Source organism: Flavimobilis marinus (genome assembly GCF_900113055.1).
In the GTDB taxonomy this organism is placed as follows: Bacteria; Actinomycetota; Actinomycetes; order Actinomycetales; family Cellulomonadaceae; genus Flavimobilis; species Flavimobilis marinus.
The window spans coordinates 502,768-524,349 of sequence record NZ_FONZ01000001.1 but is presented as its reverse complement, the minus strand read 5'-3'; the positions used below and the strand labels follow the sequence as shown (position 1 = coordinate 524,349).

16 protein-coding genes are annotated in these 21,582 nt (G+C 72.4%); 8 read left to right on the top strand and 8 right to left on the bottom strand.

What is annotated here, in order from left to right:
- Positions 1 to 4: 4 nt before the first annotated feature.
- A complete protein-coding gene (locus tag BMZ30_RS02425) occupies positions 5 to 385 on the bottom strand; it encodes a DUF3817 domain-containing protein (protein ID WP_093375667.1) in 381 nt (126 codons plus the stop codon).
- Positions 386 to 507: 122 nt separating this feature from the next.
- Between BMZ30_RS02425 and BMZ30_RS02420 the strand changes: the two genes are divergently transcribed.
- Together BMZ30_RS02420 and BMZ30_RS02415 are read left to right on the top strand one after the other, a co-directional pair.
- Positions 508 to 2,319, top strand: coding sequence for an ABC transporter ATP-binding protein (locus BMZ30_RS02420; protein WP_093374718.1), 1,812 nt, complete (start codon positions 508 to 510; stop codon positions 2,317 to 2,319).
- On the top strand, positions 2,316 to 4,055 hold the full coding sequence (locus BMZ30_RS02415) for an ABC transporter ATP-binding protein (RefSeq protein WP_093374716.1): 1,740 nt from the start codon (positions 2,316 to 2,318) through the stop codon (positions 4,053 to 4,055). The genes BMZ30_RS02420 and BMZ30_RS02415 overlap by 4 nt, the downstream gene beginning before the upstream one ends.
- Positions 4,056 to 4,062: 7 nt before the next feature.
- On the opposite strand, the gene BMZ30_RS02410 is transcribed toward BMZ30_RS02415, so the two are convergent.
- Positions 4,063 to 4,908: an SURF1 family protein gene (locus tag BMZ30_RS02410; RefSeq protein WP_093374714.1), complete on the bottom strand. Its 846-nt coding sequence runs from the start codon at positions 4,906 to 4,908 to the stop codon at positions 4,063 to 4,065.
- A gap of 180 nt (positions 4,909 to 5,088) precedes the next feature.
- Between BMZ30_RS02410 and BMZ30_RS02405 the strand changes: the two genes are divergently transcribed.
- From BMZ30_RS02405 to BMZ30_RS02395, 3 genes are read left to right on the top strand one after another with little or no spacing between them, the layout of a single operon-like run.
- Complete coding sequence (locus BMZ30_RS02405) at positions 5,089 to 7,572, top strand: phosphoketolase family protein (protein WP_093374712.1); 2,484 nt, start codon at positions 5,089 to 5,091, stop codon at positions 7,570 to 7,572.
- Entirely contained in the window at positions 7,569 to 9,686 is a 2,118-nt protein-coding gene (pta, locus tag BMZ30_RS02400) for a phosphate acetyltransferase (protein ID WP_093374710.1), read from the top strand. The genes BMZ30_RS02405 and pta overlap by 4 nt, the downstream gene beginning before the upstream one ends.
- Entirely contained in the window at positions 9,686 to 10,942 is a 1,257-nt protein-coding gene (locus BMZ30_RS02395) for an acetate kinase (protein WP_093374708.1), read from the top strand. Before pta ends, BMZ30_RS02395 begins: the two co-directional genes overlap by 1 nt.
- 75 nt (positions 10,943 to 11,017) lie before the next feature.
- Here BMZ30_RS02395 and BMZ30_RS02390 read toward each other — a convergent pair whose 3' ends face one another.
- The 5 genes from BMZ30_RS02390 to aceA all read right to left on the bottom strand — a co-directional run bounded on the left by BMZ30_RS02390 (position 11,018) and on the right by aceA (position 17,666).
- Positions 11,018 to 12,634: a succinic semialdehyde dehydrogenase gene (locus BMZ30_RS02390; RefSeq protein WP_093374706.1), complete on the bottom strand. Its 1,617-nt coding sequence runs from the start codon at positions 12,632 to 12,634 to the stop codon at positions 11,018 to 11,020.
- 254 nt (positions 12,635 to 12,888) lie between these two features.
- Positions 12,889 to 13,350, bottom strand: coding sequence for a GNAT family acetyltransferase (locus BMZ30_RS02385; protein ID WP_093374704.1), 462 nt, complete (start codon positions 13,348 to 13,350; stop codon positions 12,889 to 12,891).
- Between the two features lie 5 nt (positions 13,351 to 13,355).
- Complete coding sequence (locus tag BMZ30_RS02380) at positions 13,356 to 14,480, bottom strand: GuaB3 family IMP dehydrogenase-related protein (protein WP_093374702.1); 1,125 nt, start codon at positions 14,478 to 14,480, stop codon at positions 13,356 to 13,358.
- 113 nt (positions 14,481 to 14,593) lie between these two features.
- Positions 14,594 to 16,291, bottom strand: coding sequence for a malate synthase A (aceB, locus tag BMZ30_RS02375; RefSeq protein WP_229828313.1), 1,698 nt, complete (start codon positions 16,289 to 16,291; stop codon positions 14,594 to 14,596).
- A gap of 37 nt (positions 16,292 to 16,328) precedes the next feature.
- The gene (gene aceA, locus BMZ30_RS02370) at positions 16,329 to 17,666 is read right to left on the bottom strand and encodes an isocitrate lyase (RefSeq protein ID WP_373296805.1); all 1,338 of its coding nucleotides are present in this window, start codon (positions 17,664 to 17,666) and stop codon (positions 16,329 to 16,331) included.
- Positions 17,667 to 17,813: 147 nt separating this feature from the next.
- Here aceA and BMZ30_RS02365 point away from each other — a divergent pair, with 147 nt between their 5' ends.
- From BMZ30_RS02365 to BMZ30_RS02355, 3 genes are all read left to right on the top strand, one after another.
- A complete protein-coding gene (locus tag BMZ30_RS02365; protein WP_093374700.1) occupies positions 17,814 to 19,325 on the top strand; it encodes a helix-turn-helix domain-containing protein in 1,512 nt (503 codons plus the stop codon).
- A 63-nt stretch (positions 19,326 to 19,388) separates the two neighbouring features.
- Positions 19,389 to 20,156, top strand: coding sequence for an exonuclease domain-containing protein (locus BMZ30_RS02360; protein ID WP_093374698.1), 768 nt, complete (start codon positions 19,389 to 19,391; stop codon positions 20,154 to 20,156).
- A gap of 97 nt (positions 20,157 to 20,253) precedes the next feature.
- Complete coding sequence (locus BMZ30_RS02355) at positions 20,254 to 20,628, top strand: class I SAM-dependent methyltransferase (protein ID WP_093374696.1); 375 nt, start codon at positions 20,254 to 20,256, stop codon at positions 20,626 to 20,628.
- A gap of 30 nt (positions 20,629 to 20,658) precedes the next feature.
- On the opposite strand, the gene BMZ30_RS02350 is transcribed toward BMZ30_RS02355, so the two are convergent.
- Entirely contained in the window at positions 20,659 to 21,576 is a 918-nt protein-coding gene (locus tag BMZ30_RS02350; protein WP_229828315.1) for a pseudouridine synthase, read from the bottom strand.
- Between the last annotated feature and the right edge of the window lie 6 nt (positions 21,577 to 21,582).

Below are 21,582 nucleotides of genomic sequence, written 5' to 3'. Positions count from 1 at the left end.
CGCCTCAGGAGGGGGCGACCTCGGCGGTGCCCACGGCCTGGGCAGCGCCGTCGAGCAGAGCCTCGGCCTGGGCGTGCACCCGCTTCTCGACGACGAACGACATCACGGGCACGACGCCGGCGAGCACCATGGTCACGAGCCGTCCGAGCCGCCACCGCATCTTGGCCCACAGGTCGACGACCGTGACCAGGTAGACGACGTAGATCCAGCCGTGCGCGTACGGGATCCAGGCGACGTAGCCCATGACGTCGTCGGAGACCCGGACGACGTACTTGAGCAGCAGCTCCACGCACAGGACCAGCAGGAACACCCCCGTGACCCACGCCAGCGCGCGGTAGCGCGCGAGCGACGCGCGCGTCCGGGCGATCCGGGTGGACAGGTCCATGGTGGTCACGCGGCGCTCCAGCGGGTGGGTCGGGGCTCGGATCGGTGGCGAGCAGGAGAGGTGTCGACCGGCACAGCGTTATTGGGTGGTCCCGTGTCGGTGCCGTCGACCATGCTAGTCCCGTGCGCCCCCTCCCCCTCGAACACCTCGGCACCCCTGTGCTCACGTCCCCCGCCCGGTTCATCTGGTGGCAGGCCCGGCAGCAGTGGGGCGTGCTGACCCTCGCCGTGCTCGCCGGCATCGCGACCTTTGCCGCTCAGGCGGTCGTGCCGTACGCCCTCGGCGCCGCGCTCGACTCCGGGCTCGAGTCCGGGGTCGACCGCACCCTGCTCGGCTATGCCGGCCTCATGGGCGCAGCCGCGGCCGTGCAGATCGTCTCCGCGCTCTACGGCCACCGCCTGGACGTGGAGAACTGGCTGCGCGCGGCGTTCTCGACGTCGGAGCTCGTCGGGAACAAGATCACCGCGTCCGGCGACGCGATCAGCGAGGAGCTCCCCACCGGGGAGGTCGTCGCGACCGTGGCGACCGACGCCCTGCGCATGGGCGAGATCTTCGCGAGCGCGTCGCGATTCTTCGGCAGCGTCGTCGCGTACGTCGCGGTCGCCGTCATCATGCTGTCGATGTCCCTGCAGCTCGGGCTCGTCGTCGCGCTCGGCCTGCCAGCCGTCGCTGGCGTGCTCGCGCTCCTCGTCAAACCCTTGCAGAGCCGTCAGCGCGAGCAGCGCGAGACGCAGGGCCGCCTGACGACGCTGGGCGCGGACACCGTCTCCGGCCTGCGGATCCTGCGCGGCATCGGCGGTGAGGACGCCTTCACCGACCGCTACCGCGCGCAGTCGCAGCGCGTGCGCCACGCCGGGGTGCGCGTCGCCACGACGCAGTCCTGGCTGGACGGTCTGACGGTGCTGCTGCCCGGTCTGCTGATCGCCCTGATCCTCTGGCTCGGCGCGCGCCAGGCCGTGGCGGGCACCATCACGCCCGGCGAGCTCGTGACGTTCTACGGCTACGCGGCCTTCCTCACCTGGCCTCTGCAGAACGTCACCGAGACCCTACAGTTCGTCACCCGCGCGCTCATCGCCTCGCGCAAGATCATCAAGGTCCTCGAGGTCGTGCCGGCCGCCGGAGCGGGCGCCGCGACCGCTCCCCTGCCGCCCACGGGCACCGAGCTCGTCGACGAGTCGACCGGCCTGGTGCTCGCGCCCGGCAGGGTGGTGGCACTGGTGTGCGAGGACCCCGACGCCTCCGCGGCGCTCGCCACACGGCTCGGCAGGTTCGACGACGCCGCCGAGGCCGCCACGCCGGTGCGCTGGGGCGGCACGCTCCTCTCCGAGCTAGACAAGGACCAGCTCAGGAGCCGGATCGTCGTCTCCGAGGCCAGCATCCACCTGTTCTCGGGGACGCTGCGGGGCGAGCTCGACGTGCGCGCGACCGCGCAGGACGAGCAGATCCTGGCCGCGCTGGCGGTCGCCGACGCCCAGGACGTCCTGGACTCCACGCCCGGGGCGCTCGACGGCGAGGTGCCGGAGAAGGGCCGTGCGCTGTCCGGCGGGCAGCGCCAGCGCGTCGCGCTCGCCCGCGCGCTGCTCACCGAGGCGGAGATCCTCGTGCTGATCGAGCCCACGAGCGCGGTCGACGCCCACACCGAGGCCCGGATCGCCGAGCGCCTGGTGCGTGCGCGCGCCGGACGCACCACGCTCCTGGTCACCGCGAGCCCGCTCGTGCTCGAGCAGGTCGACGAGGTCGTGCTCCTGCGCGACGGCCGAGCCACGCCCTGCGGTACGCATCGCGAGGTGCTGGCCCGCACGGACGACGACGCCCGCCACTACCGACGCGTCGTCGGCCGCCAGCTGGACGACGCTGCCGACACCGCCGCCGACGCCGGAACCGACACCCGTGACGACACCGCACCGAGCCTGACCTCGGAGGGAGCCCGATGAGCGCCACCACCCTGCCCGTCGCCGCACCGGCGACCGTGCGGACCCGCACGTGGCAGCTGCTGCGCTCGCACCGACGCGCGCTCGCCGGGGTCACCGTCCTGCACACCCTCGGGGCGGTCGCCGGCCTCCTCGGGCCTGTCCTCCTCGGCCGTCTGGTCGACGAGGTCGCCGAGGGCACGACGGTCGAGCACGTCGACGACGTCGTCCTGCTCCTGCTCGCGGCCGTCGTCACCCAGGCCGTCCTGGTGCGCTTCGCGCAGCGAGGCTCGCGGATCTTCGGCGAGACGATGTTCGCCGAGCTGCGCGAGGACTTCCTCGCGACCGTCACGCGGCTGCCCCTGTCGACGGTGGAGCGCGCCGGGACCGGCGACCTCGTGGGACGCACCACCAACGACGTGGACCGGGTGCAGTACGCCGTGCGGTTCGGGGTCCCCCGGATCCTCGTCGCCGTCGTCTCGATCGTGCTCACCCTCGGCGCGTCCTTCCTCGTCTCGTGGCAGGTCGCGGTGATCACCCTCGTCGGGGTGCCCGTGATCATCCCGATCGCCCGCTGGTACCTCGCGCGCGCGACCCCGGCGTACCAGCGGGAGTCCGCGGCGTACGCGACGCTCAACGGCACCATCACGGAGTCCGTGGAGGGCGCGCGCACCGTCGACGCGCTCGGCCTCGGCCAGCGCCGCCGCGCCAAGGTCCGGGCCGACCTCCGCGAGGCGTTCGCGGCCGAGAGCGCCACCCTGCACCTGCGCTCCGTGCTCATCCCGGGCATGGACGCGGTCTTCGTCGCCGCGCCGATCGTCACGCTCATCTGGGGGGCCTTCCTGATCTCCCAGGGCCAGGCGAGCATCGGCGCGGTGACCACGATCGTGCTGTACGGCCGCCAGCTGATCGGCCCGATCTGGGAGCTGATCTTCTGGCTCGACGAGATCCAGGTCGCGACCACGTCGCTCGCCCGGATCTTCGGCGTCGGCGACGTCGCCCCGGACCGGACCGCGAGCGACGCCGCCCCCGCCGACGAGCACGTCGTCGCGACCGGGGTCGAGTACGCCTACCGCGAGGGCCAGCCCGTGCTCCACGCGATCGACCTCGATCTCACCCCGGGCGAGCGGCTCGCCGTCGTCGGTCCGTCCGGCGCCGGGAAGTCCACGCTCGGCCGCATGCTCGCGGGCGTGCACCCGCCCACCGCGGGCCGGGTCACCGTCGGCGGGGTCCCGCTCGTCGACCTGCCGCTCGAGGACCTGCGCCGGCACGTCGCCCTGGTCACCCAGGAGCACCACGTGTTCGTCGGCACCATCGCCGAGAACCTTCGCCTCGCGGCACCCCAGGCGTCCGACGACGAGCTGCACGCCGCGCTCGCCGCGGTCGACGCCGCGTGGGTGGACCGGCTGGACGACGGCATGGCGACCGTCGTCGGCTCGGGCGGGCACGTGCTCACGCCCGCCCAGGCGCAGCAGGTCGCGCTGGCGCGCCTCGTGCTCCTGGACCCGCACACGCTGATCCTCGACGAGGCCACCTCGCTCCTGGACCCGCGCGCGGCACGCCACCTCGAGCGGTCCCTCAACGCGGTGCTCACCGGTCGCACGGTGGTCGCGATCGCTCACCGGCTGCACACGGCGCACGACGCCGACCGCGTCGCGGTCGTAGACGCGGGCAGGATCGTGGAGATCGGCCCGCACGCGGACCTCGTGGCGGCCGAGGGCGACTACGCCGCGCTCTGGCACTCCTGGCAGTCGGAGTAGTCCGCGCTCACGCCGCGGGCGGCTGCAGGGCCTCCCAGCCCTCGAACCCGTCCGCGGCGCCGCCGCGCGCCTCGTCGAGCACCATGCGCGCCCACAGGCCGACGGCGAACAGGCCGAAGATCCACCACTGCAGCGCATAGAAGAGGTTCTGCAGGTTCACGCCCTCGTCCGGGAGCGACGGCCGGTCCAGCAGCGCGATCGCTGCGTCGGGCGTCGGCTCGGAACCGGCCAGGACGAGGTAGCCGGAGTACACCGGCCCGCCCCACTGCCCCACCAGCAGCGGCGAGCTGATCGAGTCGGTCACGCCGTCGCCGACGATGCCTGCCGCCACGGCCTCGGACGCCTGGAGGTAGCCCGTGACGTCGACCTCGCCCGTCGGCAGCGGGTAGTCGCCCGGCTCAGGCACCCACCCGCGCACCACGGGGAGGACCGGCGGCCCCGACAGGCCGGCCCACGACGCACCACCCGTGCCGTCGTCGGACACCCGCAGCGGGGCGAGGACCAGGTAGCCGGTGCGGCCGTCGTGCACCCGCTGCTCGACGAACAGCTGTCCGTCCTCGAACCGACCGGTCACCGCGCCGCGCACCCCGACGAGCTCGCCGCGAAACGTCTCCTGCGGCGCCAGGAGCTCACCCAGCGGCCGCACGGGGGCGCCCTGCTCGGCGACGGCGTGCCGGGCCGCCTGCTCGCCGCGCTCGTACGCACGCTCCAGCTGCCAGACGCCGAGCCGGGCGCAGACCGCTGCCGCGACCAGGAAGACCAGCAGCAGGGCGAGCATCCGCGGCTGCACGGCGGTCCGTGCGAAGGCACCTGCCGAGGGTCGTTCGACCACGGACGGCGACGTGTCTGGCATGCCTCTACGCTACCGGCGCCCGGACCGCCGGCCTTCCGCCACCCGAGGCGACGTGGCCAGCGTCACGCTCCGCGGAAGTCCGGACCGGGACCGTCGGCCCGCTGCAGGCCGGCCCCCCATGCGATTGGATGGAGAGCGTTGGACCCGACTCGACCACCTACCTCACCGAGGAGAAGCGCGATGACCGTCACCACGAGCCCGACCACATGGCCCACCGGCCCGGGAGCGCCGCTGGACGACGCGACGATCGCCCGCATCGATGCGTGGTGGCGCGCGGCCAACTACCTGTCGGTCGGACAGATCTACCTGCTCGACAACCCGATGCTGCGGACCGAGCTGGCGCGCGACCACGTCAAGCCCCGCCTGCTCGGGCACTGGGGCACCACGCCCGGGCTCAACTTCGTGTACGCCCACCTCAACCGGGCGATCATCGAGCGCCAGCTCTCGACCATGTACATCACCGGGCCCGGCCACGGCGGCCCGGGGCTGGTCGCCAACTCCTACCTCGAGGGCCGCTACTCCGAGGTGTACCCCGACGTGTCGCAGGACGACGAGGGCATGCGCCGCCTGTTCCGGCAGTTCTCCTTCCCCGGCGGTATCCCCTCGCACGTCGCTCCGGAGACGCCCGGCTCGATCCACGAGGGCGGCGAGCTCGGCTACGCCCTCTCCCACGCCTACGGCGCCGCCTTCGACAACCCGGACCTCCTGGTCGCGGCCGTCGTCGGCGACGGCGAGGCCGAGACCGGTCCGCTCGCCACGTCGTGGCACTCGAACAAGTTCGTCAACCCCGCCAAGGACGGCGTGGTGCTGCCGATCCTGCACCTCAACGGTTACAAGATCGCCAACCCCACCGTGCTGGCCCGCATCAGCGACGACGAGCTGCGCGCCCTCATGGTCGGGTACGGCCACAAGCCGCACTTCTTCACGGGAGGGTTCGACGGCGAGGACCACGCCGCGGCGCACCGGCGGTTCGCCGAGCTCCTCGACGTCGTGCTCGACGAGATCGCCGAGATCAAGGCACGGGCGGCGGACGGCGACGAGAGCCGCCCGATGTGGCCGATGATCGTTCTGCGCACCCCCAAGGGCTGGACGTGTCCCCCGCAGATCGACGGCAAGCGCACCGAGGACTCCTGGCGCGCGCACCAGGTGCCGCTCGCGAGCGCCCGGGACACGCCCGAGCACCTCGACATCCTGCGCGGCTGGCTCGAGTCCTACCGCGCCCACGAGCTCTTCGACGACGCCGGGCGCCTGGTCGACGACGTCGCAGCGCTCGCACCCGCGGGCGAGCTGCGGATGAGCGCCAACCCGCACGCCAACGGCGGCCTGCTGATGAAGGACCTGCGGCTGCCGGACTTCCGCGACTTCGCCGTGGACGTGCCCGCGCCCGGCGCGACCGTGAACGAGGCCACACGCGTCCTCGGCGAGTACCTGACCGAGGTCATCCGACGGAACCCGACGAACTTCCGGATCTTCGGCCCGGACGAGACCGCGTCGAACCGGCTCCAGGCGGTCTTCGACGCCACGGACAAGGTCTGGAACGCGGACTTCCTCGACACCGACATCGACGACCACCTCGCCCGCGCGGGACGCGTCATGGAGATGCTCTCCGAGCACCAGTGCCAGGGCTGGCTCGAGGGCTACCTGCTGACCGGCCGCCACGGCATGTTCAACTGCTACGAGGCCTTCATCCACATCGTCGACTCGATGGTGAACCAGCACGCCAAGTGGCTCAAGGTCACCCGTGAGCTGCCGTGGCGCCGTCCGATCGCGTCGCTCAACTACCTGCTCTCGAGCCACGTGTGGCGCCAGGACCACAACGGCTTCAGCCACCAGGACCCCGGGTTCATCGACCACGTCGTCAACAAGAAGGCGGAGGTGGTGCGCGTCTACCTGCCGTTCGACGCGAACACCCTGCTGTCGACGTACGACCACTGCTTGCGCAGCCGGAACTACGTCAACGTCGTCGTCGCCGGCAAGCAGCCCAACCCGAACCTCCTCACCATGGACGAGGCCGTCGCCCACTGCGAGCGCGGCGTCGGCATCTGGGACTGGGCGGGGACCGAGGTCCCCGGCGAGGACCCCGACGTCGTCCTGGGCTGCGCGGGCGACGTGCCGACCATCGAGACGCTCGCCGCGGCCGACCTGCTACGCCGGCACATCCCCGACCTCAAGGTCCGCGTCGTCAACGTCGTCGACCTCATGCGCCTGCAGGACTCGACCGAGCACCCGCACGGCCTGTCCGACCGCGACTTCGACACGCTCTTCACGACGACGCGCCCGGTCGTGTTCGCCTACCACGGCTACCCGTGGCTCATCCACCGGCTGACGTACCGCCGTGCGGGGCACTCGAACATCCACGTGCGCGGCTACAAGGAGGAGGGCACGACGACGACGCCCTTCGACATGGTGATGCTCAACGACCTGGACCGGTTCCACCTGGTGATGGACGTCATCGACCGGGTGCCGGGCCTGGGGTCGCGGTACGCGAGCCTGCGCCAGCGGATGCAGGACGAGCGGTTGCGCGCGAGAGAATACACACGGACGTACGGGGAGGACCTCCCCGAGATCCGCGACTGGGTGTGGCCTGACGCTGGCGAGACCGGCACGGAAGCCAGCGGGCCGCAGACCAACGCGGCCGCATCAACAGGAGGCGACAACGAGTGAGTACCACGCAAGCGCGCAACGTCTACATCACCTCGCCCGAGGGCGAGACGGGCAAGTCGACGGTGGCGCTCGGCCTGGTCGACGTGCTGACCCGCCGGGTCCAGCGCGTCGGGGTCTTCCGCCCGGTCGCACGGTCGACGGAGGCCCCTGACTACGTCCTCGAGCTGCTGCTCGCGCACGACGGCGTCGACCTCGACTACGACAAGTGCGTCGGGGTCACGTACGACGCCGTGCACGCCGACCCCGAGGCCGCGCTCTCGACCATCGTCACGCGCTACCACGAGGTGCAGAAGCTCTGCGACGTCGTCGTGATCGTCGGCACGGACTACACCGACGTCGCCGGCCCCACCGAGCTGGCGTACAACGCCCGCATCGCCGCGAACCTCGGCGCCCCCGTGATGCTCGTCGTGTCCGGCAACGGCCGCTCCCCGGAGGAGATCCGGCAGATCTCCGAGGTCTCGGTGGGCGAGCTCACCACCAACCACGCCCAGATCATGGCCGTGATCGCCAACCGGTGCGACCCCGACCGGCTCGACGAGGTCCGCGAGGCCCTCAGCACGCAGGTGCCCGCGTGGGCCATGCCCGAGGACCCGTTCCTCATGGCCCCGACCGTGCGCCAGCTCATGGAGGCCGTCGAGGGCCGCCTGATGCTCGGCGACGACGACCTGCTGGGACGCGAGGTCCGCGACGTGCTCGTCGGCGCCATGTCGATCGAGCACCTGCTGGACCGGCTCACCGACGGCGCCGTCGTCATCACCCCGGGTGACCGCGCCGACATCCTGCTCGGGCTCCTCACCGCCCATGCGGCGAACGGCTTCCCGTCGCTCGCCGGCATCATCCTCAACGGCGGGTTCTCTCCGCCGGACTCGGTGACCCGCCTGGTCGAGGGTCTCGACCCCAGCCTGCCAATCATCGAGACGGACCTGGGCACGTACCGGAGCGCGAGCATGGCCTCGCGCGCCCGGGGCCGGGTCTCGACCGACTCCCAGCGCAAGATCGATACCGCGCTGGCGCTCTTCGAGCAGCACGTCGACACGGAGGTCCTGCTCACGCGCCTCGCGGTCGCACGGCCCGAGGTCGTCACGCCGCTCATGTTCGAGTACGAGCTGCTGGACCGGGCGCGGGCGGACCGCAAGCACATCGTGCTGCCCGAGGGCAGCGACGACCGCATCCTGCGCGCCGCCTCGACGCTGCTGCAGCGGCAGGTCGCCCAGCTCACGATCCTCGGCGACGAGCGCGAGATCCGCGGGCGGGCGACCGAGCTCGGTCTGGACATCTCGGGGGCGCGGATCGTCGATCCGACGGCCGGCGAGATGCTCGAGCAGTTCGCGGAGAAGTACACCGAGATGCGCGCGCACAAGGGCATGACCGTGGAGCGCGCGCGGGAGATCGTCCGGTCGGTGTCCTACTTCGGCACGATGATGGTCCAGCTCGGGCTCGCGGACGGCATGGTCTCGGGCGCCGCGCACACCACGGCGCACACCATCAAGCCGTCGTTCGAGATCATCAAGACGCTCCCGGACGTCTCCGTCGTGTCGTCGGTGTTCCTCATGTGCCTCGAGGACCGCGTGCTCGTCTACGGCGACGCAGCGGTGAACCCGGACCCGAGCGCCGAGCAGCTCGCGGACATCGCGATCTCCTCGGCCGCGACGGCGGCCCAGTTCGGCATCGAGCCCCGCATCGCGATGCTGTCGTACTCGACCGGCGAGTCGGGCTCCGGCCCGGACGTCGAGAAGGTGCGTCAGGCCACCGAGCTCGTGCGGGAGCGGCGCCCGGACCTCTCGGTCGAGGGTCCCATCCAGTACGACGCCGCGGTCGACGCGTCGGTCGCGAAGACCAAGCTTCCCGACTCCGCCGTCGCGGGCCGGGCTACCGTGTTCATCTTCCCGGACCTCAACACCGGCAACAACACCTACAAGGCCGTGCAGCGCTCGGCCGGAGCGATCGCGGTCGGACCCGTCCTCCAGGGCCTGCGCAAGCCAGTCAACGACCTCTCCCGCGGCGCACTCGTCCAGGACATCGTCAACACGGTCGCGATCACCGCCATCCAGGCACAGGCGAATGCCGCGCTCCTCGCGGCAGCCACCACCGAGCAAGGAGCACCCCAGGCATGATGAATCCCACCCCCGGCGACCGTCTCTCCGCGTACAGCGCGAACGGCGCGCACGGCAGCGTCCTGGTCATCAACTCGGGCTCCTCGTCCGTCAAGTACCAGCTGGTGAACCCCATCGGTGGTGAGGCGATCGCCTCTGGGCTGGTCGAGCGCATCGGCGAGGGCGAAGGGATCGTCACGCACAAGTTCGCGGGCAACACGACGACCGCGCGCCCCGTCGTGCCGGACCACGGGGCTGCCCTCCGCGAGGTGCTCGGCATGTTCCAGACGCAGGGCCCCGACCTCGAGCAGTCCAACATCGTCGCGGTCGGCCACCGCGTCGTGCAGGGTGGGTCGTACTTCTCGGGACCCGTGCTGATCGACGACGACGTCCTGGGCAAGATCCGCGACCTGATCCCGCTCGCCCCCCTGCACAACCCGGGTCACGTCGCGGGCATCGAGGTCGGGCGCGCGCTGCTGCCCGACGTCCCGCACGTGGCGATCTTCGACACGGCGTTCTTCCAGACGCTCCCCGAGGCGGCGTACACGTACGCGCTGAACGCCGAGGTGGCGCGCGAGCACGGGGTCCGGCGCTACGGCTTCCACGGCACCAGCCACCAGTACGTCGCCGGCAAGGTCTCGCGCGTGCTCGGGCGCCGCCTGGAGGACCTCAACCAGATCATCCTGCACCTCGGCAACGGCGCGTCGGCGTCGGCCGTGCGCGGCGGCAAGGCGATCGAGACGTCCATGGGCATGACGCCCCTGGAGGGCCTGGTCATGGGCACCCGCACCGGTGACATCGACCCCGCGGTCGTGTTCCACCTGCACCGCAACGCGGGCATGAGCATCGACGAGATCGACGACCTGCTGAACAAGAAGTCCGGCCTCAAGGGCCTGAGCGGGGAGAACGACTTCCGCGCGCTGCACGAGCTGATCGAGCAGGGCGACGAGGGCGCCAAGCTCGCCCTGGACGTCTACATCCACCGCCTGAAGAAGTACATCGGCGCGTACCACGCGATCCTCGGTCGCGTCGACGTCATCACGTTCACGGCGGGCGTCGGGGAGAACGACGACATCGTGCGCGCGCTCACGGCCGCCGGGCTCGAGAGCCTGGGCATCGCGGTCGACCCGGTGCGCAACGAGGGCCGGGTGAAGGAGCCGAGGATCATCTCCCCCGACTGGACCTCGACGCTCGTCATGGTGGTCCCGACCAACGAGGAGCTGGCGATCGCTCGTCAGTGCATCGCGCTGGTCGACGAGGACCCCGCCGAGGTCTGACGCGCGCGTCGAGGCCCGTCCGCTCGAGGCGCGTCATCTCGAGGCCCGTCCCCGAGGGGACGGGCCTCGGGCCGTTCACGGGAGGCGGAGTGCCTTGAGCGCACGCAGACCCGTCGACAGTAGCGCCTGCCCCTTGCCCTCGGGCAGGGTGAAGAGCGCGTCGAGGGAGACGTGTCGGCCACCGCGCTGCACGACGACGGTCTGGGCCTCGGTCAGCCCGAGCAGCCCTTCGCGGCCGTGGCGACGCCCGAGGCCCGACGCCTTCCAGCCGCCGAGCGGTGCGGCCACCGAGCCCCACGCTGCGGCGTAGCCGTCGTTGACGTTCACGGTGCCGGCCTCGACGCGAGCAGCGAGCGCACGGCCATGGGCCGCGGACCCGCTCCACACCGAGGCGTTCAGTCCGTACTCGGTGTCGTTCATCGCGACGATCGCGGCGTCGTCGTCCGGGACTACGGTGACCGACACGACCGGGCCGAAGGTCTCCTCGCGGGCGCAGACCGCGTCCGCCGGGACGTCCGCGAGGACGGTCGGTGCGTAGAACAGCTCACCGACGTCCGACCGGTGCACTCCGCCGGTCAGCACACGTGCCCCGCGCGCGACCGCGTCGTCGACGTGTGCGGCCACGCGCTCGAGCTGGGCGGCGGACACGAGCGAGCCCATGTCGGCCGAGTAGTCGAGGTCCCCGCCGAGGCGCATCGCGCGCACGCGCGCCACGAACGCCGGCAGGAACGCGTCGGCGACGTCGGCGTGCACGACCAGCCGCTCGATCGACATGCACAGCTGACCGGAGTTGGAGAAGCACGCCCGCACGGCTCCGGCTGCGGCCGCCTCCACGTCGGCGTCGGCCGCGACGTACATGGAATTCTTGCCGCCGAGCTCGAGCGTCGCGCCGATGAGCCGCTCCCCTGCCTGGCGCGCGATGATCCGCCCGGTCGCGGTCGACCCGGTGAACACGATGTGGTCGACGGCGTCCACCACGGCCGAACCCACCTCCGCGCCACCGACCACGACCTGGAGCAGCCCTGCAGGCAGCCCCGCGCGCTCGAGCGCGTCCGCGGCCCACAGCGCGCTCAGCGCCGTCTGCTCGTCGGGCTTGAGCACGACGCCGTTGCCCGCGAGGAGCGCTGGCAGCACGTCGGCGAGCGCGAGGGTGAGCGGGTAGTTCCACGGCGCGATCACGCCGACGACGCCGATGGGCCGGTGGTGGACCCGGGCCTGGGTGAGCACCGGCAGCATCCCGGGCACGCGCCGCTGGCGCAGGTACCCGGGGCCGCGCAGGCCGTAGTGCCGGCTGACCTGGGCGACGTCGGCCACCTCCTCGAACGCCGAGGCGCGCGCCTTGCCGGACTCGAGCTGGATGAGGTCGAGGATGTCCGACTGCTCGGCCAGCACGAGGTCGTGTAGCGCCAGCAGGACCCGAGCGCGCTGGGCCGGCGCCACGCGGGCCCAGTCGCGCTGCGCGGCGCGCGCGAGGCCGGCGGCGCGCGCCGCGTCCTGCGCAGCGGACCGGGGCACCGCGGCGAGGGGTGCGCCCGTCAACGGCGAGTGCGCGGTGTGGCCCGGCGCACCCGTGGCGGCGACGACCCGCGCCACGAGGTGCGCGACGTCGTCGGGCTCGAGCACGTACGTGGCGCGCGGGTCGGTCTCAGGGTCGCTCAGGAGCATCTCGAGAGCGTCGTCGTCGTTGGCCATGCCCCGACCCTACGACGCCACCTCTGACACGGGCTGCGGGCTGTGCACACCCAGGGCGAGCACGGCGTCCCACCTCGCCCCACCCAGACCCACACACAGGCAGAGCACGACGAGGCCACAACTGGCGCCCGTCCTCCCACGCACGCCGACTCCGACAACCCGGCCCCGAGTCAGGCAGGAGGCGCTGTCGGAGCGGGGACCCGCCTCTCTGACTCGTCGAGCGCGCGGGCGGGCACCTCGACGACGGCAGGGTCTCAGAACCGGCGGCCGAGCACCACGCAGTCGGCGTCTTCGTAGCCGAGCGCGGCATAGAAGGCCTGCACGTCGGCGTTCTCGCGGCGCACCATGAGCTGCACCTTGGGTGCGCCCTGGCCGGCGAGCCAGGCCTCGGCGGCGACGACGAGCTCGCGCCCCAGCCCTTGCCCGCGCGCTTCGGGCGCCACGGCCAGGTAGTACAGCCAGCCCCGGTGCCCGTCGAAGCCCGCCATCACGGAGCCGACGACGGCCGGGTCGTCCCCGGCGGCGGTGCCGTCGATGCCGCCCGGCCCACGTGCCACGAGCACCGTGGAGGTGGCGGTCACGAGCGCGTCCGCGAAGTCACGGTCGGGGTCGTTCCACGGCCGGGTCAGCCCGGCCGCCCGCCAGAGCGCGACCACGGCGGTTCCGTCAGCCTGGGTCGCCGGCCCGATCTCGACGTCGGGGACGCGCTCGCTCACGCCGATCAGAACGGCTGGTAGGGCGAGACGACGACCTCGACGCGCTGGAACTCCTTGAGGTCGGAGTACCCGGTGGTCGCCATCGCGCGGCGCAGCGCACCGACGAGGTTCAGCGTGCCGTCGGCCTGGCGCCCCGGGCCGAAGAGGATCTCCTCGAGGGTGCCGGCAGAGCCGACCCGCACGCGCTCGCCGCGCGGCAGCTGCGGGTGGTGCGCCTCGGAGCCCCAGTGCCAGCCGCGGCCCGGCGCCTCCTCGGCGCGGGCCAGCGCGGCACCGACCATGACGGCGTCGGCGCCCACGGCGATCGCCTTGACGAGGTCGCCGGAACGCCCGACGCCGCCGTCGGCGATCACGTGGACGTAGCGCCCGCCGGACTCGTCGAGGTAGTCCCGGCGCGCGGCCGCGACGTCCGCGACGGCCGTGGCCATCGGCGCGTGGATACCCAGCGAGGTGCGCGTCGTGTGCGCCGCGCCCCCGCCGAACCCGACCAGGACCCCGGCCGCGCCGGTCCGCATGAGGTGCAGCGCCGCGGTGTACGTCGACGCCCCGCCCACGATCACCGGGACGTCGAGCTCGTAGATGAAGCGCTTGAGGTTCAGCGGCTCGGCGTTGCTCGAGACGTGCTCGGCAGAGACCGTGGTGCCGCGGATGATGAAGAGGTCGACCCCCGCGGCGACGACGTCGGCGGAGAACTCCTGCGTGCGCTGGGGGCTCAGCGACCCCGCGACCGTGACGCCGGCGTCACGGATCTCCTTGAGGCGTGCCCGGATGAGCTCGGCCTTGATCGGAGCGGCGTAGATCTCCTGCATGCGGGCGGTCGCGGCCTCGGGGTCGAGGCCGGCGATCTCGTCGAGCAGCGGCTGCGGGTCCTCGTAGCGCGTCCAGAGGCCCTCGAGGTCGAGGACTCCGAGCCCGCCGAGGCGTCCGAGCGCGACGGCGGTGGCCGGGCTCATCACCGAGTCCATCGGGGCCGCCATGATCGGCACCTCGAAGTGGTACGCGTCGATCTGCCACCCCACGGACACGTCCTCGGGGTCCCGCGTGCGGCGGGACGGGACGACCGCGACGTCGTCGAAGGAGTATGCGCGGCGTCCGCGCTTGCCACGGCCGATCTCGATCTCGTTGCTCACGGCCCTAGGCTATCGGGCTGCGGCGACAATGCCAGAACGCCCCCGCCCCGCTCCAGGGGTCGGAGCGGGACGGAGGGCGTCGGCAGGGTCGCGGGCGTGACGCCCGCTCGCCCTCAGGACGGCGTCGGGGCCGACGGCGCCGTGCCACGCACGAGGTGCTGGGAGTACGCCGAGATGGTCAGGAACGTCGGGAACTCCTCGCCGAGCGTGACCTGGCGGAAGATGTCGGCGGCGTCGGCGATCCGGTTGCCCGGCGTCCGCGGGAAGTCGTCGACGATCTGCGCGAGCAACGCCTCCACGCGCTCGGCCGTGATGGGGACGCCCCCCTCGGTCCGGGTGCCGTTGTGGATCCACTGCCACACCTGCGACCGGGAGATCTCGGCGGTGGCCGCGTCCTCCATCAGGTGGTCGATCGCGGCGGCGCCCACGCCCCGGAGCCAGGACTCGAGGTAGCGCACCCCGACGGACACATTCGTCCGCAGGCCAGCCGCGGAGACCGTGGCGCCCGTCGCCGACGCCGAGCGGATGTCGAGGAGGTCGGCGGCCTCGACGTGCACGTCGTCGCGCAGGCGGTCGAGCTGGTTGTCGCGCTCCCCCAGCACCGCCTCGAACTCCTCCCGGGCGAACGGGATCAGGTCGGGGTGCGCGACCCAGGTGCCGTCGAACCCGTCGGTCGCCTCACGCCGCTTGTCCGCCCGCACCTGCTCCTCGGCCTTCGCGGTCACCTCCGGGTTGCGGCGGTCCGGGATGAACGCGGACATCCCGCCGATCGCGTGCGCCCCGCGCTTGTGGCACGTCGCGACGAGCAGCTCCGTGTACGCCCGCATGAACGGCACGGTCATCGAGACGCGGCTGCGGTCAGGGAGCACGAAGTACTCGCCGCGGCAGCGGAAGCTCTTGATGATCGAGAACAGGTAGTCCCACCGGCCCGCGTTCAAGCCCGCGCAGTGGTCGCGCAGCTCGTAGAGGATCTCCTCCATCTCGAACGCCGCGGGCAGCGTCTCGATCAGCACGGTGGCGCGGACGGTGCCGTGCGGGATGCCGAGCCGCTCCTGCGCAAAGGTGAAGATGTCGTCCCACAGGCGCGCCTCGCGCCGCCCCTCGAGCTTGGGCAGGTAGAAGTACGGGCCGCGGCCGCGCGTGATCAGCTCGTCCGCGTTGTGGAAGAAGTACAGCCCGAAGTCCACCAGGCTCGCCGACGCCGACGTAGTCTGACCGGCGCGGTCGACGAAGCGCAGGTGCTTCTCGATCAGGTGCCAGCCGCGCGGCCGCATGACGATCGTCGGCATGGCCCGAAGGTCCGTGTGCGCGAGGGCGTAGGTCTTGCCCTCGGGCGAGGTGAACGCGAGCCGCCCGCGGATCGCGTCGCGCAGCGCGAGCTGGCCGCCGACGACGTTCTCCCAGGTCGGGCTCGTCGCGTCCTCCTGGTCGGCCAGCCAGACGTCGGCGCCCGAGTTGAGCGCGTTGATCGCCATCTTCGGGTCCGTGGGCCCGGTGATCTCGACGTGCCGACGGGACAGCCCGGGGGCCGCCCCCGCCACGCGCCACGACGCGTCCTCGCGGACGTGCGCGGTCTCGGCGAGGAAGTCGGGATCGATCCCGTCCTCGATCATCTGCCGCGAGCGCTGGCGCTCGACGAGGATCTCGTGCCGCCGGCCGACGAAGCGCTCGTGCAGCTGGCCGAGGAACTCGAGCGCGGCGGGCGTGAGGATCTCCGCGTAGCGGTCGCCCATGGGTCCGACGATCTGCATCGTGCCGGGCGCGGGCCGCGTGGTCGACGGGCGAGGCGTGGTGAGGGCTGAGGTGGTCATCGTGCTCTCCGTTCGGTGGGTGCGCTGGGGGCGAGGCTCAGTGGAACTGCGCGGTCTCCGTCGAACCCGCGAGCGCGAGGGTGGCGCTGGTCGGGTTGAGGGCGGTGGCGACCCGGTCGAAGTAGCCGGTGCCGACCTCGCGCTGGTGGCGCGTGGCGGTGTAGCCGTCGGCCTCGGAGGCGAACTCGGCCTCCTGCAGCTCGACGTACGCGGTCATGCCGCTCGCGCTGTAGCCGCGGGCGAGGTTGTACATCGAGTGGTTCAGCGAGTGGAACCCGGCGAGGGTGATGAACTGGAAGGCGTAGCCGTAGCTGGCGAGCTCCCGCTGGAACGTCGCGATCTGGGCGTCGTCGAGGTGCTTCTTCCAGTTGAACGACGGCGAGCAGTTGTAGGCGAGCTTCTTGCCCGGGTGCTCGGCGTGGATACGCTCGGCGAACCGGCGCGCGAGCCCGAGGTCCGGCTCCCCGCTCTCGACCCAGATCATGTCCGCGTAGGGGGCGTACGCGAGGCCGCGGGCGATCGTGGCCTCCTCCCCGGGCCGGGTCCGGTAGAAGCCCTCGACGGTGCGGTCCCCGGTGAGGAACTCGTGGTCGCGCGGGTCGGCGTCCGAGGTGATGAGGTCGGCGGCGAGCGAGTCGGTCCGGGCGATGACCAGGGTCGAGGCCCCCGAGACGTCCGCGGCGAGGCGCGCGGCGTTGAGGGTGCGGATGTGCTGGGCGGTCGGCACGAGCACCTTGCCGCCGAGGTGGCCGCACTTCTTCTCCGAGGCCAGCTGGTCCTCCCAGTGCACCCCGGCGGCGCCGGACTGGATCATCGACATCATCAGCTCGTAGGCGTTGAGCGGGCCACCGAACCCGGCCTCGGCGTCGGCGACGATCGGGGCGACCCAGTCCCGCTGCGGCTGGCCGTGCTCGGCGGTCTCGATCTGGTCCGCACGCAGCAGCGCGTTGTTGATGCGACGCACGACGGCGGGCACCGAGTTCGCGGGGTACAGCGACTGATCGGGGTACGTCTGGCCCGAGAGGTTGGCGTCGGCGGCGACCTGCCAGCCGGACAGGTAGATGGCCTTGAGGCCGGCGCGCACCTGCTGCACGGCCTGGTTGCCGGTCAGGGCGCCGAGGGCGGGCACCCACTCCTCGCTGTGGATGAGGTCCCAGAGCTTCTCGGCGCCGCGACGGGCCAGGGTGGGGTCCTCCCGGACCGAGCCGCGCAGGGCGACCACGTCCTCGGCGGTGTAGTCGCGACGGATGCCCTCCCAGCGGGGGTCGTTCGCCCACTGCTGGGCGAGCTCGGCCGCCGTCTGGCGCTGGTCCCCGGGACGTGCGGTCCCGCGGTCCTCGGTGGTGCTGCCAGGCGTCTCGGTGATGGTGCTCACGGTGTCCTCCAGGGTGTGTGTCGAGCGGCGTCGTTGCTGCCTGACCTCCACGTTGCGCCCTGCACAACCCCCGCACCCCGGGATCCGGAGCAGAAATTTCTGCGATCTTCTGTTGATCGCAAGAAGTGGCGCGTGTCACAGTGACGCATGGCCTCGACCCCGGTGCAACGACGCACGAGCACGCCCCCCGCCCCCGCCTCCCCGGACGTCGTCGACGACGTCGCTGCCCAGCCCGACGCCCTCACGATCGGGCGGCGGGTGCGGCACCTGCGGCGCACCCGCGGGATGACGATCGACGAGCTCGCCCGGGCGATCGACCGTGCTCCCTCGCAGGTCTCCGTGATCGAGAACGGCAAGCGCGAGCCCAAGTTCTCCCAGCTGCAGCAGATCGCCACGGCACTGGGCACGACGACGTCGGAGCTGCTGCGGACCGACGCGCCCTCACGCAGGGCTGCGCTCGAGATCGAGCTCGAGCGGGTCCAGCGCGGCCCGAGCCTGGCGGCGCTCGGCATCCCCTCGGTCCGCCTCGCCGCGACCCTCCCGACGGACGCGCTCGAGACCTTGGTCGCGCTGCACCGCGAGATCACCCGGCTGCACACCGAGCGCGCCGCAACCCCCGAGGAGGCGCGGCGCGCGAACGCCGAGCTGCGGGCGACCATGCGAGCACAGGACAACCACTTCCCCGAGCTCGAGGCCCAGGCACAGGCCCTGCTCGACGCCGTCGGGCACCCGGGCGGCCCGCTCTCGCAGCGGCTCGCGGCCGACCTCGCCGGCCACCTCGGCTTCACGCTCCACTACGTCCGGGACCTGCCCCACTCCACCCGGTCGGTGCTGGACCTGCGGCACATGCGCATCTACCTGCCGGGAGGACGCCGGGGCTCGAGCGACCCCCGCTCGACCCTCCTGCAGGCGCTGTCGAGCCACGTGCTGGGCCACGCCGAGCCGCGCGGCTTCGCGGACTTCCTGCGCCAGCGCGTCGAGGCGAACTACCTGTCCGCGGCGCTCCTGCTCCCCGAGGGCGACGCCGTCACTCACCTGCGCGAGGCCAAGGTGGCACGGCGCATCTCGGTCGAAGACCTGCGCGACGCGTTCGCCGTGACCTACGAGACCGCCGCACACCGGTTCACGAACCTCGCCACCCAGCACCTCGACATCCCCGTGCACTTCATGAAGGTCCACGAGTCCGGCGTCATCCACAAGGCGTACGAGAACGACGGCGTGCGGTTCCCGGCCGACGCGCTCGGCGCGATCGAGGGCCAGCCCGTGTGCCGGCACTGGACCGCCCGGACGGTGTTCGCGATCGAGGACAAGCTCAGCCCCTACTACCAGTACACGGACACGTCCTCGGGCACCTTCTGGTGCACGTCACGGACGCAGGAGAGCGCCGACGGCGCGTTCTCCGTGAGCGTGGGCGTCCCGTTCGGGGAGGTCCGCTGGTTCCGCGGGCGGGAGACCACCGAGCGATCGGTGTCGCGCTGCCCCGAGGTGAACTGCTGCCGCGAGCCGTCGGGCGCGCTGGCCGACCGCTGGTCCGGCCAGGCGTGGCCCGCCGCCAGGCCTCACGCCAGCACGCTCGCCGCGCTGCCCGTCGGTGCGTTCCCGGGTGTCGACACCTCCGAGGTCTACGCGTTCCTGGAGTCGCACGCGCCACGCCCGTGACGTCCTCCCGGGCCGTGTCACCCGCTCGTGGCACGCTCGTCACGACGACGAGGAGAGGGCACCATGAGCTGGACGCGCGGACCACTGCTGGGCTTCGACACCGAGACGACGGGGGTGCAGGTCGGCCACGACCGCATCGTCACGGCGGCGCTCGTACACCGAGACCCCGACGGCACCCGCGTCCGGACCTGGCTGATCGATCCCGGCGTCGAGATCCCGGCCGAGGCCGCCGCGATCCACGGCATCTCGACCGAGCACGCCCGCGAGCACGGCGTCGCCCCGGCGCAGGCCCTGGAGGAGATCGCGAGCGAGCTCGCCGCTGCCATCGCCGCCGGGACCCCGGTGGTCGCGTACAACGCGACCTTCGACCTGTGCATCCTCGAGGCCGAGCTCCGCCGCCACGGGCTCGCCACCCTGGGCGAGCGGCTCGGCTGCGAGCCGGTCGGCATCATCGACCCGCTCGTCCTCGACCGCAGCGAGGACAGGTTCCGGCGGGGCAAGCGCAAGCTCGTCGACCTCTGCGGCGTCTACGGCATCACCGACGCCGGCGAGCTGCACACCGCGGACGTCGACGTCATCGCGACGCTCGACGTCCTCGCGGCCATCGCCGCCCGGTACCCGCGGCTGGGCGAGCTCTCGCTCGACGAGCTCCACACCTACCAGCTCGACGCCCACCGCACCTGGGCGCGCAGCTTCAACGACTGGCGCGAGCGCAACGGCTTCACCGGGCCCGGGGCGAGCGAGGAGTGGCTGGTCGACCAGCGGATCCTCGTGCCCGCGCCCGGCGACGCCTTCACGGCCGAGCGCCGGCTGCAGCCCGCGCTCGACTGAGCTCCCCGTCCGGCCACGCGTCACCACGCTCGACGGGCCTGCGGACCCCGGCAGCACCCGACGAGAGGAGCCCCATGGCTTCGGACGACTACCGCTCATGCTGCACTACCTCGAGGACTGGGACGGACCGCTGAAGGAGATCCGGAGGGTGCTGCGCCCCGACGGCCGACTCATCGTCTCGGTCAACCACCCCATGGCGCGCACGCTCAACTGTCCCCAGGAGGACTACTTCGCCACCCGGCGCTACCAGGAGGAGGTCGAGCTCGACGGCGAGACCACGACGCTGACGATGTGGCACCGCCCGCTGACGGCGATCACGCGGGCGTACACGGCCGCCGGGTTCACCATTGCGGCCATGGACGAGCCGGCCCCGTCGCCGCTCGCACCGCCCGAGCTCCTGCCCCCGCGGATCGTCTCCGGAGAGAGGACTGCCTTCGTGTGCTTCCTCTTCCTCGTCCTCGTCGCCCCCTGACTCCGGAGCGGCAAGCCGCACCAGCGACGATCAGGCCTCGGGGCCGGTGAGGGATCGCCGGGACACGAACGTGCGCACGACCCCCGTCACCGGGTCCGGGATCGCGAGCTCACGCGCCAGCAGGCGCAGGGGCCGTGAGTAGTCGTCGGGGGCCACGGCACGCACGTCGGGATAGAGGTCGTCGCCCTCGATCGGCGCGCCGAGCCCGGCCATGTGCACCCGCAGCTGATGGGTGCGTCCCGTGCGAGGCTCGAGCCGGTACCGCGCGCGCGACTCATCCAGCCGCTCGACCATCTCCACGTGCGTCACCGCGTTCACCTCCCCCGCGACGACCTGCGCCTGCAGGGTGCCGTGCCGCTTCTCGAGCCGGTTCGCGACGTCCACCGGCAGCGTGAGGTCGGGGCGGTACGGCGCCACGGCCTCGTACACCTTCCGCACGCGCCGCTCCGCGAACAGCCGCTGGTACGGTCCGCGCAGCTCGCGTCGGGTCGTGAGCAGCAGCACCCCGGCCGTCAGCCGGTCCAACCGGTGCGCGGGCGAGAGCTCGGGCAGGTCGAGCTCGCGGCGCAGCCGCACCAGCACGGTCTCGGCCACCCACGCCCCTCGGGGCGTCGAGGCGAGGAAGTGCGGCTTGTCGACCACGACGACGTCGTCGTCCCGGTGCAGCACCGTGACCTCGAACGGGACCCGCTCCTCGCGGGGCGGCTCGCGGTACAGGTAGGCGAGGCCGCCCGCCGGGTACGCCGACGCCAACGTGTAGGGGCGCCCGAGCTCGTCCACCACCTCCCCCGCCGCCACGACCCGGCGCAGCCGTGCGGCGTCGTCCGGGAACCGCGCCACCAGGTGGTCGACGAGCGTGGCATGGGCGACCCCGTGCGGGAGCGCCAGGCGCGTCGGGTTGAGCCCGTCGCGCACCGGCAGCGGAGCCGGACGGCGGCGACGGGCCACGGGCGA